We start from the raw sequence: 13,143 nt of genomic DNA, 5'->3' as shown, positions 1-13,143 counted from the left end.
CTCACTCCGCGTCCGGCTCGGCCAGCGCGGACAGCCGTACCGTCGCGCGCAGCCCCGGCGCGGCGGCGCCGGGCGTCGCGTCGGCCAGCTCCACCGTGCCGCCGGCCCGCCGTACCAGCTCACGCACGATGGCCAGGCCCAGGCCCGCGCCGCCCGCGTCGCGGGCCCGCGCGTCGTCGAGCCGGGTGAACCGGGCGAACACCCGCTCCCGGTCCGCCGCCGGGATGCCCGGCCCGTCGTCGGTCACCGTGATCAGGTGGTACGCCCCGTCCGGCCCGCTCACGGCCAGTTCCACGGCGGAGTACGCGTGCCGCAGCGCGTTGTCCACCAGGTTCACCAGCACCCGGCGCAGCTCCCCCGCGTCCCCCTCCACCCATCGGGGCGCGTCCGGCGGCGTCAGCCGGACCGGCGGCGACGGGTAGCGGGCGGCCACACCGCGCAGCAGCTCCCCCAGCTCCACCGGGCCGACCGGGGACGGCCGGGCGTCCTGCTCGTCGAGGCGGGCCAGCAGCAGCAGGTCGTCCACCAGGCGGCTCAGCCGCTCCGTGTCGGCGAGCAGGTCGTCGGCGACCGCCGGCCAGTCGGTGTCGCCGCCGAGACGCCGGGCCACCTCCAGCTCGGTACGCATGTTCGTCAGCGGGCTGCGCAGCTCGTGCGCGGCGTCGGCGACGAACGCGCGCTGGCGGTCCCGGGACGCGGCCAGCCGGTCCAGCATGTCGTTGAGTGTGACCGCGAGCCGGTGGATCTCGTCCTGCCCGGCCGGTACGGGCAGCCGCTCCGCCCCGGCCCGCCCGGTGATCTCGGCGGCGCCGCTGCGCAACTGCTCGACCGGCCGGAGCGTCGCGCCCACCACCCGCCAGGCCACCACGCCGAGCCCCGCCACCAGCAGCGGGAAGCCCACGAGCAGCAGGTTGCGGACCACGTGCAGGCTGTGCCGCACGTCGGTGAGCGACTTGGCGACCAGCACCGTACGCGGCTCCTGCGCCGTGCCGGCCGGCACCGTGACCACCCGGACCGGGCCGGGCATGCCGGCGCGCCGCCCGTCGACCACCAGCCGCTGCCGCTGCCCGGGGCGCAGCTCGTCCGGGCCGAGCATCGGCACCAGGCGGTCCGCGTCGATCGAGGCGGCCCGGATCCGGCCCTCCGCGTCGACCACCTGCACCCGCAACTGCCCGCCCGCGACAGGCAGCGGGTCCGGCAGCGCGTCCTCGGCGGTCAGCAACGCGACCGCGTCCGCGGTACGCAGCGCCTCCTCGTCGACCGACCGTTGCAGCGTCCAGCCCAGCGCACCCAGCAGCAGCGCCCCGCCGAACGCGAACCCGACCGCCAGCCCCAGCACGCCCAGCGCGAGCAGCCGCGCCCGCAGGCCCAGCCGCGGCAGCGGGCCGCGTATCCACCGGCTCATGTGGCCAGCCGGTAACCGGCGCCGCGTACCGTCTCCAGCCGCTCCCGGCCGATCTTGCGGCGCAGGTAGCCGACGTAGACCTCCACCGCGTTCGGCGCGGTGTCGACCGAGGCGTCCCAGACGTGGTCCAGCAGCTCGGTCTTGGAGACCACCTCGCCGGGGCGGCGCATCAGGTAGTCCAGCAGCGCGTACTCGCGGCTGGTCAGCACCACCTCGGTGTCGGCCCGGGTGACCCGGCGGCGGGCCGGGTCCAGGCGCAGGTCGCCGACGGTGAGCACGGTCGGCCGCCGGGGCGCGCCGCGGCGCAGCAACGCCCGCAGGCGGGCCAGCAGCACCACGTACGAGAAGGGCTTGGTCAGATAGTCGTCGGCGCCGCAGTCCAGGCCGTCGGCCTGGTCGTACTCGCCGTCCTTGGCCGACAGCATCAGCACCGGCAGCCAGCGCTGCTCGGCGCGCAGCCGGCGCACCACCTCGTAACCGGACAAACCGGGCAGCATCACGTCGAGGATCATCGCGTCGTACTCGCCGTGCCGGGCCGCGTCCAGCCCGTCCGGGCCGGTAGCCGCCACGTCGACCACGAAACCCTCCGCCGACAGGCCCCGGCGCAGCGCCGCCGCGAGCCGCGTCTCGTCCTCCACCACCAGCAACCGCACCGGTCAAGGGTGCCACCATGGGGTCACCCGTAGGGGATCTCCTCAGCGTGGTCACAGCGACGGTCGCGCAGCATGGAGCGCAGGAGGTGCACACTATGTCAGTGATGAAGAACCGCGCCGTGCTGCGCTGGCTGGTCCCGGTGACCGCGGGGGTCGCCGTGATCGGCGGTGGCGCCGCCGTCGGCACGTTCGCCGCCGGCGCCGACCCGGCGCTGCCGCCGCGCAGCGCCGCCCAGCTCCTGGAAGACCTGCGCACGTCCCGCCTGGACGGGCTCTCCGGCACCGTGGTGCAGCGCGCCGACCTCGGCCTGCCGCCGATCGCCGCGCTCGCCGGCCAGGCCACCGGCAACGACCTGGCCGGCCTGGTCTCCGGTACGCACACGCTGCGCGTCTGGTACGGCGGCGAGGACCGGCAGCGGCTCGCGCTGGTCGACACGCTCGGCGAGCAGGACATCCTGCGCAACGGGCGCGACGTCTGGACCTGGAACAGCCGGGAGAACACCGCGACGCACCGGAAGCTGCCGGCCGACGCGCCGGAGCGGGCCACCGTGCCGGCCACCCCGGCCGACGCCGCGGACCGGGCGCTGGAGGCGATCGACCCGACCACCGCGGTCACCGTCGGCCGCACGGCCACGGTCGCCGGGCGGGACGCGTACGAGCTGGTGCTCACGCCGCGCGACAAGGCGTCACTGGTCCACCAGGTCCGGATCGCACTCGACGCGAAGGAGCACGTGCCGCTGCGCCTGCAGGTGCTCGCCGACGGGCAGGACGAGCCGGCGTTCCAGGTGGCGTTCACCCAGGTCGACTTCCGCACGCCGGAGGCCGACCAGTTCCGGTTCAACCCGCCGCCCGGCGTGAAGGTCACCGAGGCGACCGAGGGCGAGCGGCCCGGACCGGCCGGTAAGCGGTTCGAGAAGAAGGACGCCGAGAAGCCGGACGTCCGTACCGTCGGCACCGGCTGGACCACAGTCGTGGTCGCCAAGATCGGCGACGCGGCGACCGGCGGCGGCGCGAAGCCCGGCGCGGACGCGCCGGATGCCCAGATGCTGGGGCAGGTGCTCGGTGACCTGCCGAAGGTCAGCGGCGACTGGGGCAGCGGCCGGCTGCTCAGCGGCAAGCTGTTCAGCGTGCTGCTGACCGACGACGGCCGGGTGATCGCCGGTCTGGTCACGCCGGAGCGGCTCTACGAGGCCGCAAAGGGCTGAGAATCGCCGTGCCCGGGGCTCGGTCGGCTGAGGCCGGCCGGGCCCCGAGTCGTGTCCGGGCTTGGTCTGGTGGCTGCCGACGCGCTATCTTTCTCAGTTCAGGCACAAAAAAGGAATGGCTTCTGAATGCCATTCCTGCGGCAATTTTAGTCAATGAGGAGCCGGATTGTCAACGCACTCCGACGTGTCGGCTGACCTGCGCCAGGACGACGAGATCGGCCGGGAACAGGAATACGTCTCGATGCTGTACGACCGGCTGGACGGCATGCGGGAACAGGCCGCCCGGCGGCTCGACGAGGAGTTGCGCCACACCGGTGGCACGCAGCAGGCCCGCTCGCAGCGCGACTCGACCGTCGCGATGTACGCCGACCAGGTCGAACAGTTCTCCGCTGTGGAGAGCGGCCTGTGCTTCGGCCGCCTCGACGGCGACGACGGCGCGGTCCGCTACATCGGCCGGATCGGGATCTTCGACTCGTCCGGCGACTACGACCCGCTGCTGATGGACTGGCGCGCCCCCGCCGCCCGGCCGTTCTACCTGGCCACCGCCGCCAACCCGCAGGGCGTACGCCGCCGGCGTCACCTGCGCACCCGGGACCGGAAGGTGACCGGGCTCAACGACGAGGTGCTCGACATCGCCGCCGCCTCCCCCACCGCGCACGAGGAGGTGACCGGCGAGGCGTCGCTGCTCGCCGCGCTCAACGCCGGGCGCACCGGCCGGATGCGCGACATCGTCGAGACGATCCAGGCCGAGCAGGACCGGATCATCCGCGCCGACCTGCCCGGCGTGATGGTGGTCCAGGGCGGGCCCGGCACCGGCAAGACGGCCGTGGCGCTGCACCGGGCCGCGTACCTGCTCTACACCCACCGCCAGCAGCTCTCCACCCGCGGCGTGCTGCTGGTCGGCCCGAACGCCACGTTCCTGCGCTACATCTCCCAGGTGCTGCCCACGCTGGCCGAGACCGGCGTGCTGCTGCGTACCCAGGCCGACCTGTTCCCCGGCGTACACGCCCGCCGCGCGGAGCCGGCCACCACCGCGGCGCTGAAGGGCCGCGCGGTGCTGGCCGAGGTGCTGGCCGCCGCGGTCCGCGACCGGCAGTGGGTGCCCGACGAGCCGGTCACCATCGAGCTGCCGCAGCGGGAGGTGCTGACGCTCGACCCGGAGACCGTGCGGCAGGCCCGCGACCGGGTACGCCGCACCGGCCGCCCGCACAACCTCGCCCGCGCCCTGTTCGACGTGGAGATCGTGCACGCGCTCGCCGACCAGGTGGCCGAGCGGATCGGCGCCGACCCGCTGGGCGGGGACAACCTGCTCTCCGAGGCCGACCGCGCGGAGATCCGCCGCGAGCTGCGCGAGGAGCCGGAGATCCGGGCCGCGCTGGACGAACTGTGGCCGGTGCTCACCCCGCAACGCCTGCTCGCCGACCTGTACGCCTCGCCGGAGCGGATCGCCACCGCAGCGCCGATGCTCACCGACGCCGAGCGGACCGCGCTGCACCGCGAGCCGGGCGGCTGGACGCCAGCCGACGTGCCGCTACTGGACGAGGCCGCCGAACTGCTCGGCGAGGACGAACGTGCCGCCGTCGCCCGCCGGGAGCGGATCCGGGCGCTGGAACGCGAGTACGCCGAGGGCGTGCTGGAGATCTGGCGCGGCTCCCGCTCCATCGACGTGGAGGACGAGGCCGACGGCGGTGAGATCCTCGGCGTCACCGACCTGATCGACGCGGACCGGCTCTCCGAGCGGCAGGAGGAGTCCGACCGGCTCACCACCGCCCAGCGCGCCGCCGCCGACCGGAACTGGGCGTTCGGGCATGTGATCGTCGACGAGGCGCAGGAGCTGTCGCCGATGGCCTGGCGGCTGCTGATGCGCCGCTGCCCGAGCCGGTCCATGACGATCGTCGGCGACGTGGCGCAGACCGGTGCGCTCGCTGGCACGCCGTCGTGGGGCGAGGCGCTGGCGCCGTACGTGGCGGACCGGTGGCGGCTGGAGGAGCTGACTGTCAGCTACCGCACCCCGGCCGAGATCATGGCGGTCGCCGCCGACGTGCTGGCCGAGATCGACCCGGCGCTGCGGCCACCCCGCTCGGTACGCGCCACCGGCGTACCGCCGTGGGACCGGACCGTACCGGCGGACCGGCTGGTCACGGAGCTGGTCGAGGCGACGGCCCGGGAGGCCGCGTCGCTCGGAGACGGGCGGCTCGGCGTGCTGGTGCCGACCGGCCGGGTGGCCGAGCTGGGCGGCGCGGTGGTGGCGGCGCTGCCGGAGGCGACGGTGGGCGAGCAGCCGGAGCTGGCGAACCGGATCGTGGTGCTGACCACCGAGCAGGCAAAGGGCCTGGAGTTCGACTCGGTGCTGGTGGTCGACCCGGCCCGGATCGTCTCCGAGTCCCCGAGGGGCCACAGCGACCTCTACGTGGCCCTGACAAGAGCCACCCAGCGCCTAGGCATCCTCCGCACCCCCTGACTCCCCCCTCCCGCCCCTCCGCCCGCCCTCCGCCCCGTCGATCATGAAGTTGACGGCGATGTCGATCTCCATTTCCGCCGTCAACTTCATGATCGACCGGCCCGGGCACGTGCTGCCCGACATCCCGCCGGGCGCACCCTCCCGCGCTCCTCGCGCCCCCGCCCCTGCCCCGCCCCTGCTCCGCGATCATGGAGTTGCGGCCCCGGAAGGATCGACAAAGCGGACATCTTTCGGGCCGAGAGTGCAAGATCGGCGAGTGAGGGCGGGGTGTGTGCCGGGTTAGGCGCGTGTTCCGTCGGCCTGTTCCCGCCAGATCGGGGAACTGGCGGGCGCCTGCGCCAGATCGGGGACGTTGCTATGTCACGCCCGCTCTGACCACACCACCTCCCCGAAGTGGCGACGCGTGCACCACCTCGGGGAAACGGCTACATCCCATCCACCCCGACCGCACCACTTCCCCGACGTGGCGGGACGCCGTCAGCGCGAGCCGGGAGAAAGCCCCACGACCGGGTAGAGCGGGAGCGGGTCGGGCGAACAAGCCACTTCGCCGAAGTGGCGACGCGCGCGCCAGACCGGGGACGTTGCTATGTCACGCCCGCTCTGACCACACCACATCCCCGAGGTGGCGACGGCAGCGTCCGCACGAAGTGGACATCACACCGGGAACGGGGCTGGGGAGGGGAAGCGCAGACACGGGACGGCGGGGCGGCCGGAGGCCGTCCCGCCGTCCCCGCCGTGACTCAGTCAGCCTGGGTTGGGGCGGTTGTTGGTGAAGTTGCCCACCTGGGCACCCGTGGCCGAGTTGTCGCTCGTGGAGCCGCCGGCCGGGGTACTCAAACCACCCGTGCTCGCGTCACCGGTCGTCGTCGGCGCCACCTTGCCCGGGTGCTTCTCGGGCTGGCGGGCCAGCCGGCGCACACTCGCCGGGCCGGCGGTGCCACCTGTCGTGGTCACCGCTCCCTGACCCCGGGTCGGTCCGCCGTCGCGCAGCACCGTCGGGTCGACGGGTACGTCCGCCGGGTCGTCCGGGTCGAGTTCCTGCCGCATCCGCTCGACGTCGGTCTGGGGCACCGTGACCTCGTCCAGCGCGCCCTCGCCGTACACGCCTCCGGCGACCCGCTGCTCAGCCTGCCGGGCGGCGTCCTGCCGCATGTCGTCCTCACGCACGTCAACCACCTCGCAGCTCTCTCGGGGTATCGGTGTTGCGTGCCCGAGGGTGGATGGCTGAAACCGGAACCGGCGGCGGGAGGACCGGTGTGCGCCCCGGTGTCCGGTTCCGGCCGCGAGCCGAGCGCGACGGCCATTCGACGGTGACCGGCGGTTACCTTGTCTCCGGCCCCGGGTAGACCCAGGGTGCCCCCGCCACAGAGCGCGAACCGCGCCGTGGCCGACCTGCGGTAGCGGGGCGAGGGTGTGCAGGTTAACGACTCATCAAATCCTGAGGAGGACCAGATGAGCACGCAGGCTGCATCCACCAGGCCGATGAACCGGCCGATGTCCGACGTCCAGAACCGGTCGAGCATGCAGGACACGTCGACCCGGCAGATGCCGTCGATGCACGACGGTCACCGGGAGAACATGCCGTCCCCGGGTACGGAGACGAAGCAGGCGTTCCTGACCACCGAGTTCTGGGTGTACGCCGCAGCGGTCGCGGTCGTCGTGATCGCCGCGTTCTGGCGAGGCGCCGCCACCAACGGCCTGAACATCAACAACCCGAACCAGGCCTGGTGGTACCTGACCGCGCTGACCGGCGCGTACCTGGTCAGCCGTGGCCTGTCGAAGGCGGGCAGCGCGCGTCGCTCCGGCAAGGAGCGCCGGGGGCGTTGACCCCCCGCCGCGCTAACGGCGACGCCCCCGGGATCCGTCCCGGGGGCGTCGTCGCATGTGCTCACTCCCCGCCGAAGTCCCCGAAGTCGTCGCCGCCGTCGAACGCGTCATCGAGCATCTCACCGGCGATCATGCCGCCGGCGACACCGAGCGCGGCGCCCGCGACCACGCCGCCCATGCCCGGGCCGCGCCGCCCGTGGCCGTGGTGACCCGGGTAGCCGTGGCCGCCGCCGTGCGGCATTCCGAAGCCCTGGGCCCGCAGGCTGCCGTAGCGGCCGGTGGTCTCCCGCAGCCAGCCGTCGACGACCTGCACCCAGTCGGTACGGGCGGCGTCGCTGTGCGGAATCGAGTACCTGCCGATGACGTCGTGCCCGGGGCTGAGGAAGCCGCCGCGCTTGTCGCACTCCAGGATCACCTCGACGCCCTGCTGGCTGGTCACGAACGTCAGCTCGACCTCGGTGACGGTCTGCGCGTACTGCGGCGCGGCGAAGAACTCGATCTCCTGGTAGAACGGCAGCGTCTGCGGCACGCCGTAGATGTGACCCCGCTCCAGGTCGGCGTGCTTGAACCGGAAGCCGAGCGCCTGGAACGCCTCCAGGATCCGCTCGTGGATCGGCAGCGGGTGCACGGACACCTGGTCCAGGTCCGACTTGTCGACCGCGCGGGCCACCGCCAGCTCGGTGCGCAGGCCCATGGTCATGCCGTGCAGGCGCTGGCCGTACACGTCGGTGATCGGGGTCTCCCACGGCACCGGCATCTGGAACGGGATGGAGAGCTGCTGCTTCGGGGCCAGCTCGAAGGCGCCGCTGACCGGCATCCGGTGGAACTCCATCACGCCCGCGAACTCGTGGTCGCCGCTCTCGATCTCGACCCGGGTCACCAGACCGATGTTGATCTGCTCGATGCGGGCCGGCGCGTCGCCGCCGACCAGGTTCACGTGCCCGTCCAGGGTCAGGCCCGGCCGGGTGTTCGGGTTGCTGAGCACCGTGTCGACGGTCGGGCCGCCCACGCCGAACGCGCTCAACATCTTCTTGAAGACCATCGGTCACTCCCGTGCAACTGCGCTCCGACATGGACCGTCGGGCACTTCGTCAGGGCACCCTAGACGGCGGGGCTGAGAAGTGCCTGTGAGGCACGCCGCGGTGTCAGTCCGCGCGGACCACCACCAGCTCGCCGACCTGCTCACCGAGCTGCCGACGGGCCTCCGGCGGCAGGCCGCCGTCGGTGATCAGCACGTCGGCCTCCTCCAGCGGCGCGATGGTGGCGATGCCGATGGTCTCCCACTTGGTGTGGTCGGCCAGCACCACGAGCCGCCGGGCGGCGCCGATCAGCCGCCGGTTCACCGCCGCCTCCAGCAGGTTGGGCGTGGTGAAGCCGGTACGCGGGCTCATCCCGTGCACGCCGAGGAAGAGCAGGTCGACGTTGAGCGCGGCGATGGCCGCCTCGGCGACCGGGCCGGTGAGCGCGTCCGACGGGGTACGGATGCCGCCGGTCAGCACCACCGTCTGGTCGGCGCGGGGGTTCTGGTAGAGCGCGTCGGCCACCGGGATCGAGTTGGTGACCACTGTCAGTCCGCGTACCTCGGCCAGCCGGGCGGCCAGCGCGGCGGTGGTGGTGCCCGCGGACAGCGCCACCGCCATCCGCGGCTCGACCAGCTCGGCGGCCCGCTCCACGATGGCTCGCTTCTCGGCCTGCTGGCGTACCGACTTGGCGGCGAAGCCGGGCTCCTCGGTGGAGCCGGGTCCGGCGAGCGTCGCTCCGCCGTGCACCTTGTCGATCAGGCCGCGGTCGGCCAGCACCTCCAGGTCGCGGCGGATCGTCATGTCGGACACCCCGAAGCGGCTGACCAGGTGACTGACCCGGACGCCGCCGCTCTGGCGGATCAACTCCAGGATGGCGCTCTGCCGTTGCTGGGCGAGCATGGGGACCTCCTCGGCGCGAACGGCAGGGTACCGGTCAGGCGGTCGCGGGCACCGGCGCGGGCTCCTCGCGGACCACCGCCACCTCACCCGCCGGCACCTCCAGCTCGCCGTCGCAACGGGCGCCGCCGAGCAGCTCGACGCCGCTGACCGCCAGCCGGGCCGGTTCGGTGGTGTGGTTGACCACGAACAGCCAGCTCCGGTCCGCCGAGCGGCGGCGGACCACCTCCACCCCGGCCGGCGCGCGCACCGGCGGACGTACGCCGGTCTCGGCGAGGAGCCGGGCCACCAGCCGGTCGGTGGCCTCGTCGTCGAGCCGGGTGCCGACGTACCAGGCGGCGCCCGCGCCGACCGCGTGCCGGGTCAGCGCCGGCACGCCCGGCAGGGGCCCGTCGGTGTACGCGGCCAGCACCTCGGCGCCCTCGGCGTGCAGCCACTCGGTCCACACGTCGGCGCGGGCGCCGTCGTCGAGGCGTACCGTCTCGCCTTCCCGCAGCGGGAAGAACTCCTCGACGCGTACGCCGAGCAGGTCGCGGAACGCGCCGGGGTAACCGCCGAGCCGGATGTGGTCGTGCTCGTCGACGATGCCGCTGAAGTAGGTGACCACAGCGGTGCCGCCGGCCTCCACGAACCGGCGCAGCGAGTCGGCGTCGGCGTCGCGGACGAGGTAGAGCGTGGGCGCCAGGACGAGCCGGTAGCGGGACAGGTCGGCCGACGGGTGCACCACGTCGGCGGTGACCCCGGCCCGCCACAGCGCGGCGTGCAGCGCCGACAGCCGGTCGGTGTAGGTGACGTCGACGCTCGGGTGGGAGTCGAGTTCGGCACCCCACCAGGCCTCGTAGTCGAACAGGATCGCCACGTCGGCGTCGACGCGGCTGCCGCGTACCTCGGCGAGCGCGCGCAGGTCGGCGCCGAGCCGGCAGACCTCGCGGAACACCTTGGTGTCCGGCCCGGCGTGCGGCACCAGCGCGGAGTGGAACTTCTCCGCGCCGGCCCGGGAGGCCCGCCACTGGAAGAACAGCACGCCGTCGGCGCCGCGCGCGACGTGGGCGAGACTGTTGCGGCGCATCTGGCCGGGCGTCTTGGCCACGTTTCGGGGCTGCCAGTTGACGGCGCTGGTGGAGTGCTCCATCAGCAGCCACGGCGCGCCACCGGCGACGCCCCGGGTGTGGTCGGCGGCCAGCGCGAGGTTGACCTGCGGCTGCGGGTCGGCGGCGGTGAGGTAGTGGTCGTTGGAGACGACGTCCACGTCGGAGGCCCAGGAGTGGTAGTCCAGGTACTTGATGCCGGTGCCGATCATGAAGTTCGTGGTGACGGGCTGCGGGACGAGCCGGTTCAGCAGTTCCCGCTCGGCGCGCAGCTGGGCGCGCTGCTCGTCGGAGGAGAACCGCAGGAAGTCCAGCTGCTGCGTCGGGTTGGCGAACGTCGGCGCGGTACGCGGCGGGTTGATCTCGGCCCAGTCGTGGTAGCGCTGGCTCCAGAAGGCGGTGCCCCAGGCCGCGTTGAGCGAGTCCAGGTCGCCGTAGCGCTCGCGCAGCCAGCCGCGGAACGCCTCGGCGCTGACGTCGCAGTAGCAGTGCACGTTGTGGCAGCCGAGTTCGTTGGAGACGTGCCAGAGCACCACGGCGGGGTGGCGCGCGTACCGGCGGGCGACGGCCTCGACCAGGGCGAGCGAGTGGTCCCGGAACACCGGTGAGCTGGGGCAGTACGCCTGCCGGCCACCGGGCCAGAGCACCGTGCCGTCGGCGCGGCGGGGCAGCGTCTCCGGGTGCCGGTGCGCCAGCCACGGTGGCGGGCTGGCGGTGGCGGTGGCCAGGTCGACGCTGATGCCGCCGTCGTGCAGCAGGTCGATCGCCCGGTCCAGCCAGTCGAAGACGTACCGGCCGGGGGCGGGCTCCAGCAGTGCCCAGGAGAAGATGCCGACCGAGACCAGGTTGACCCCGGCCCGTCGCATGAGTTCGACGTCCTCGGCCCACGTCTGCTCGGGCCACTGCTCCGGGTTGTAGTCCGCGCCGTACCAGATGCCGTCGCCGTGCCAGTTCCGCATGACAGCAGAGGGTGCCCCCGAACAGCACCCAAGTCAACACTTTCCAACATCGACTGAAGTTCCAACGTTTACCGACTCTTTGCCCTGCCTCACCGCCGACAGCGTCGTCTTTTTGCCCTCTTGACAGCGCCGCGCCAAGGGGTAGCTTCAAGCGCCACCGGCTGTTTGTGTTCGGACGTGTGGATTCTCGGTGGATCTGCCGCGGCCGACACGAACACCGCTCACCGCCAACGATCACGGTCCATGAGCGCAGCGCACCTCTTCCACGCAGGAGGCACCATGTCCCGTCCCCGCTCGCAAGCCGAATACCTCGCCCGGCTCGTACCCCCGTCCGTCGCCGGCCTGAACCGGCGCTCGCTGCTCGCCGGCGCGGCCGGCGCGGGGGCGCTGCTCGGCACCGGTCTGCTCGCCGGCTGCGGCGACTCCGACTCCGGGTCCGGCGGCGACGCCAAGAGCGTCTCCCTCGGCTCGAACCAGTCGGACCCGAAGCCCAAGGACGTCGTCGCCAAGGTGATGGACGGCTTCAAGACGTCCTCCGGCGTGACGGTCAACATCAACACGGTCGACCACAACACGTTCCAGGAGAACATCAACAACTACCTGCAGGGCAAGCCGGACGACGTGTTCACCTGGTTCGCCGGCTACCGGATGCGCTTCTTCGCCGCCAAGGGCCTGGCCGGTGACCTCAGCGACGTGTGGGGCAAGCTCGACGGCTACTCCGACGCGTTCAAGAAGGCGTCCACAGGCGACGACGGCAAGCAGTACTTCGTGCCGGCGTCGTACTACCCGTGGGCGGTCTTCTACCGCAAGTCGGTGTGGCAGCAGCGCGGCTACGAGGTGCCGAAGACGCTGGACGACCTGAACACGCTCGGCGCGCAGATGAAGAAGGACGGCCTGAACCCGATCGCGTTCGCCGACAAGGACGGCTGGCCGGCGATGGGCACGTTCGACATCCTCAACCTGCGGATCAACGGCTACCAGTTCCACATCGACCTGATGGCCGGCAAGGAGGCGTGGACCTCCGACAAGGTGAAGAAGGTCTTCGACACCTGGGCCGGGCTGCTCCCCCTGCACCAGCCGGACTCGCTCGGCCGCACCTGGCAGGAGGCCGCGCAGTCGCTGCAGCAGAAGAAGAGCGGCATGTACCTGCTCGGCCTGTTCGTCGGCCAGCAGTTCAGCGGCGCCGACCTGGAGGACCTGGACTTCTTCACGTTCCCCGAGATCGACTCCACGATCGGCGCGAAGGCGCTGGACGCCCCGATCGACGGCTACATGATGGCCCGCAAGCCGAAGTCCAAGGACGCGGCGCAGAAGCTGCTGACGTACCTCGGCTCGAAGGAGGCGGCGGACATCACCGTCAAGAACGACCCGAGCACGCTTGTCGCCAACAGCGGCGCGGAAACCGGTGCCTACACCGCGCTGCAGAAGAAGGCCGCCGAGCTGGTCGGCTCCGCCACCGAGATCGCCCAGTTCCTCGACCGGGACACCCGGCCGGACTTCGCCTCCACCGTGATGATCCCGGCGTTGCAGCAGTTCATCAAGGACCCGAAGGACATCAGCGGGCTGCTCACCAGCATCGAGAACCAGAAGAAGTCGATCTTCACCAGCTGACGGCGGAAGGGGGAA

The 13,143-nt window shown here is 72.5% G+C and carries 10 protein-coding genes; 4 read left to right on the top strand and 6 right to left on the bottom strand.

What is annotated here, in order from left to right:
- Nucleotide 1: 1 nt before the first annotated feature.
- Complete coding sequence (locus MICAU_RS08615) at nt 2-1,405, bottom strand: sensor histidine kinase (protein WP_013284916.1); 1,404 nt, start codon at nt 1,403-1,405, stop codon at nt 2-4.
- Entirely contained in the window at nt 1,402-2,058 is a 657-nt protein-coding gene (locus tag MICAU_RS08610; RefSeq protein WP_013284915.1) for a response regulator transcription factor, read from the bottom strand. Before MICAU_RS08610 ends, MICAU_RS08615 begins: the two co-directional genes overlap by 4 nt.
- 95 nt (nt 2,059-2,153) lie before the next feature.
- On the opposite strand from MICAU_RS08610, the gene MICAU_RS08605 reads away from it, so the two are divergent.
- Together MICAU_RS08605 and MICAU_RS08600 are read left to right on the top strand one after the other, a co-directional pair.
- Nucleotides 2,154-3,263 (top strand): LolA family protein, encoded by a 1,110-nt coding sequence (locus tag MICAU_RS08605; protein ID WP_013284914.1) that lies wholly within the window; start codon nt 2,154-2,156, stop codon nt 3,261-3,263.
- A gap of 166 nt (nt 3,264-3,429) precedes the next feature.
- Nucleotides 3,430-5,724 (top strand): HelD family protein, encoded by a 2,295-nt coding sequence (locus tag MICAU_RS08600; protein ID WP_013284913.1) that lies wholly within the window; start codon nt 3,430-3,432, stop codon nt 5,722-5,724.
- 744 nt (nt 5,725-6,468) lie between these two features.
- On the opposite strand, the gene MICAU_RS08595 is transcribed toward MICAU_RS08600, so the two are convergent.
- Nucleotides 6,469-6,891: a hypothetical protein gene (locus tag MICAU_RS08595; protein ID WP_041784166.1), complete on the bottom strand. Its 423-nt coding sequence runs from the start codon at nt 6,889-6,891 to the stop codon at nt 6,469-6,471.
- A gap of 285 nt (nt 6,892-7,176) precedes the next feature.
- Here MICAU_RS08595 and MICAU_RS08590 point away from each other — a divergent pair, with 285 nt between their 5' ends.
- Nucleotides 7,177-7,551 (top strand): hypothetical protein, encoded by a 375-nt coding sequence (locus MICAU_RS08590; protein ID WP_013284911.1) that lies wholly within the window; start codon nt 7,177-7,179, stop codon nt 7,549-7,551.
- A 61-nt stretch (nt 7,552-7,612) separates the two neighbouring features.
- On the opposite strand, the gene MICAU_RS08585 is transcribed toward MICAU_RS08590, so the two are convergent.
- The 3 genes from MICAU_RS08585 to MICAU_RS08575 all read right to left on the bottom strand — a co-directional run bounded on the left by MICAU_RS08585 (nt 7,613) and on the right by MICAU_RS08575 (nt 11,517).
- Complete coding sequence (locus MICAU_RS08585; RefSeq protein WP_013284910.1) at nt 7,613-8,593, bottom strand: sporulation protein; 981 nt, start codon at nt 8,591-8,593, stop codon at nt 7,613-7,615.
- Between the two features lie 103 nt (nt 8,594-8,696).
- Complete coding sequence (locus MICAU_RS08580) at nt 8,697-9,473, bottom strand: DeoR/GlpR family DNA-binding transcription regulator (protein WP_013284909.1); 777 nt, start codon at nt 9,471-9,473, stop codon at nt 8,697-8,699.
- A gap of 34 nt (nt 9,474-9,507) precedes the next feature.
- Nucleotides 9,508-11,517, bottom strand: a complete 2,010-nt coding sequence (locus tag MICAU_RS08575) for a beta-galactosidase (RefSeq protein ID WP_013284908.1) — start codon at nt 11,515-11,517, stop codon at nt 9,508-9,510.
- A gap of 243 nt (nt 11,518-11,760) precedes the next feature.
- Between MICAU_RS08575 and MICAU_RS08570 the strand changes: the two genes are divergently transcribed.
- Nucleotides 11,761-13,128 carry an ABC transporter substrate-binding protein gene (locus MICAU_RS08570; protein ID WP_225319818.1) on the top strand — a complete coding sequence of 456 codons (1,368 nt, stop codon included), beginning with the start codon at nt 11,761-11,763 and terminating at the stop codon, nt 13,126-13,128.
- Nucleotides 13,129-13,143 lie beyond the last annotated feature (15 nt).

This window comes from Micromonospora aurantiaca ATCC 27029 (assembly GCF_000145235.1).
Taxonomy (GTDB): domain Bacteria; phylum Actinomycetota; class Actinomycetes; order Mycobacteriales; family Micromonosporaceae; genus Micromonospora; species Micromonospora aurantiaca.
Note: the sequence above shows the minus strand (reverse complement) of the source record. Positions and strands in the feature narration are given on the sequence as shown.

Bases quoted from the DNA above. Each gene is read 5' to 3' on its own strand.
- MICAU_RS08570 (WP_225319818.1), top strand. From the start codon at position 11,761: ATGAGCGCAGCGCACCTCTTCCACGCAGGAGGCACCATGTCCCGTCCC.
- MICAU_RS08575 (WP_013284908.1), bottom strand. From the start codon at position 11,517: ATGCGGAACTGGCACGGCGACGGCATCTGGTACGGCGCGGACTACAAC.
- MICAU_RS08615 (WP_013284916.1), bottom strand. From the start codon at position 1,405: ATGAGCCGGTGGATACGCGGCCCGCTGCCGCGGCTGGGCCTGCGGGCG.
- MICAU_RS08605 (WP_013284914.1), top strand. From the start codon at position 2,154: ATGTCAGTGATGAAGAACCGCGCCGTGCTGCGCTGGCTGGTCCCGGTG.
- MICAU_RS08580 (WP_013284909.1), bottom strand. From the start codon at position 9,473: ATGCTCGCCCAGCAACGGCAGAGCGCCATCCTGGAGTTGATCCGCCAG.
- MICAU_RS08590 (WP_013284911.1), top strand. From the start codon at position 7,177: ATGAGCACGCAGGCTGCATCCACCAGGCCGATGAACCGGCCGATGTCC.
- MICAU_RS08585 (WP_013284910.1), bottom strand. From the start codon at position 8,593: ATGGTCTTCAAGAAGATGTTGAGCGCGTTCGGCGTGGGCGGCCCGACC.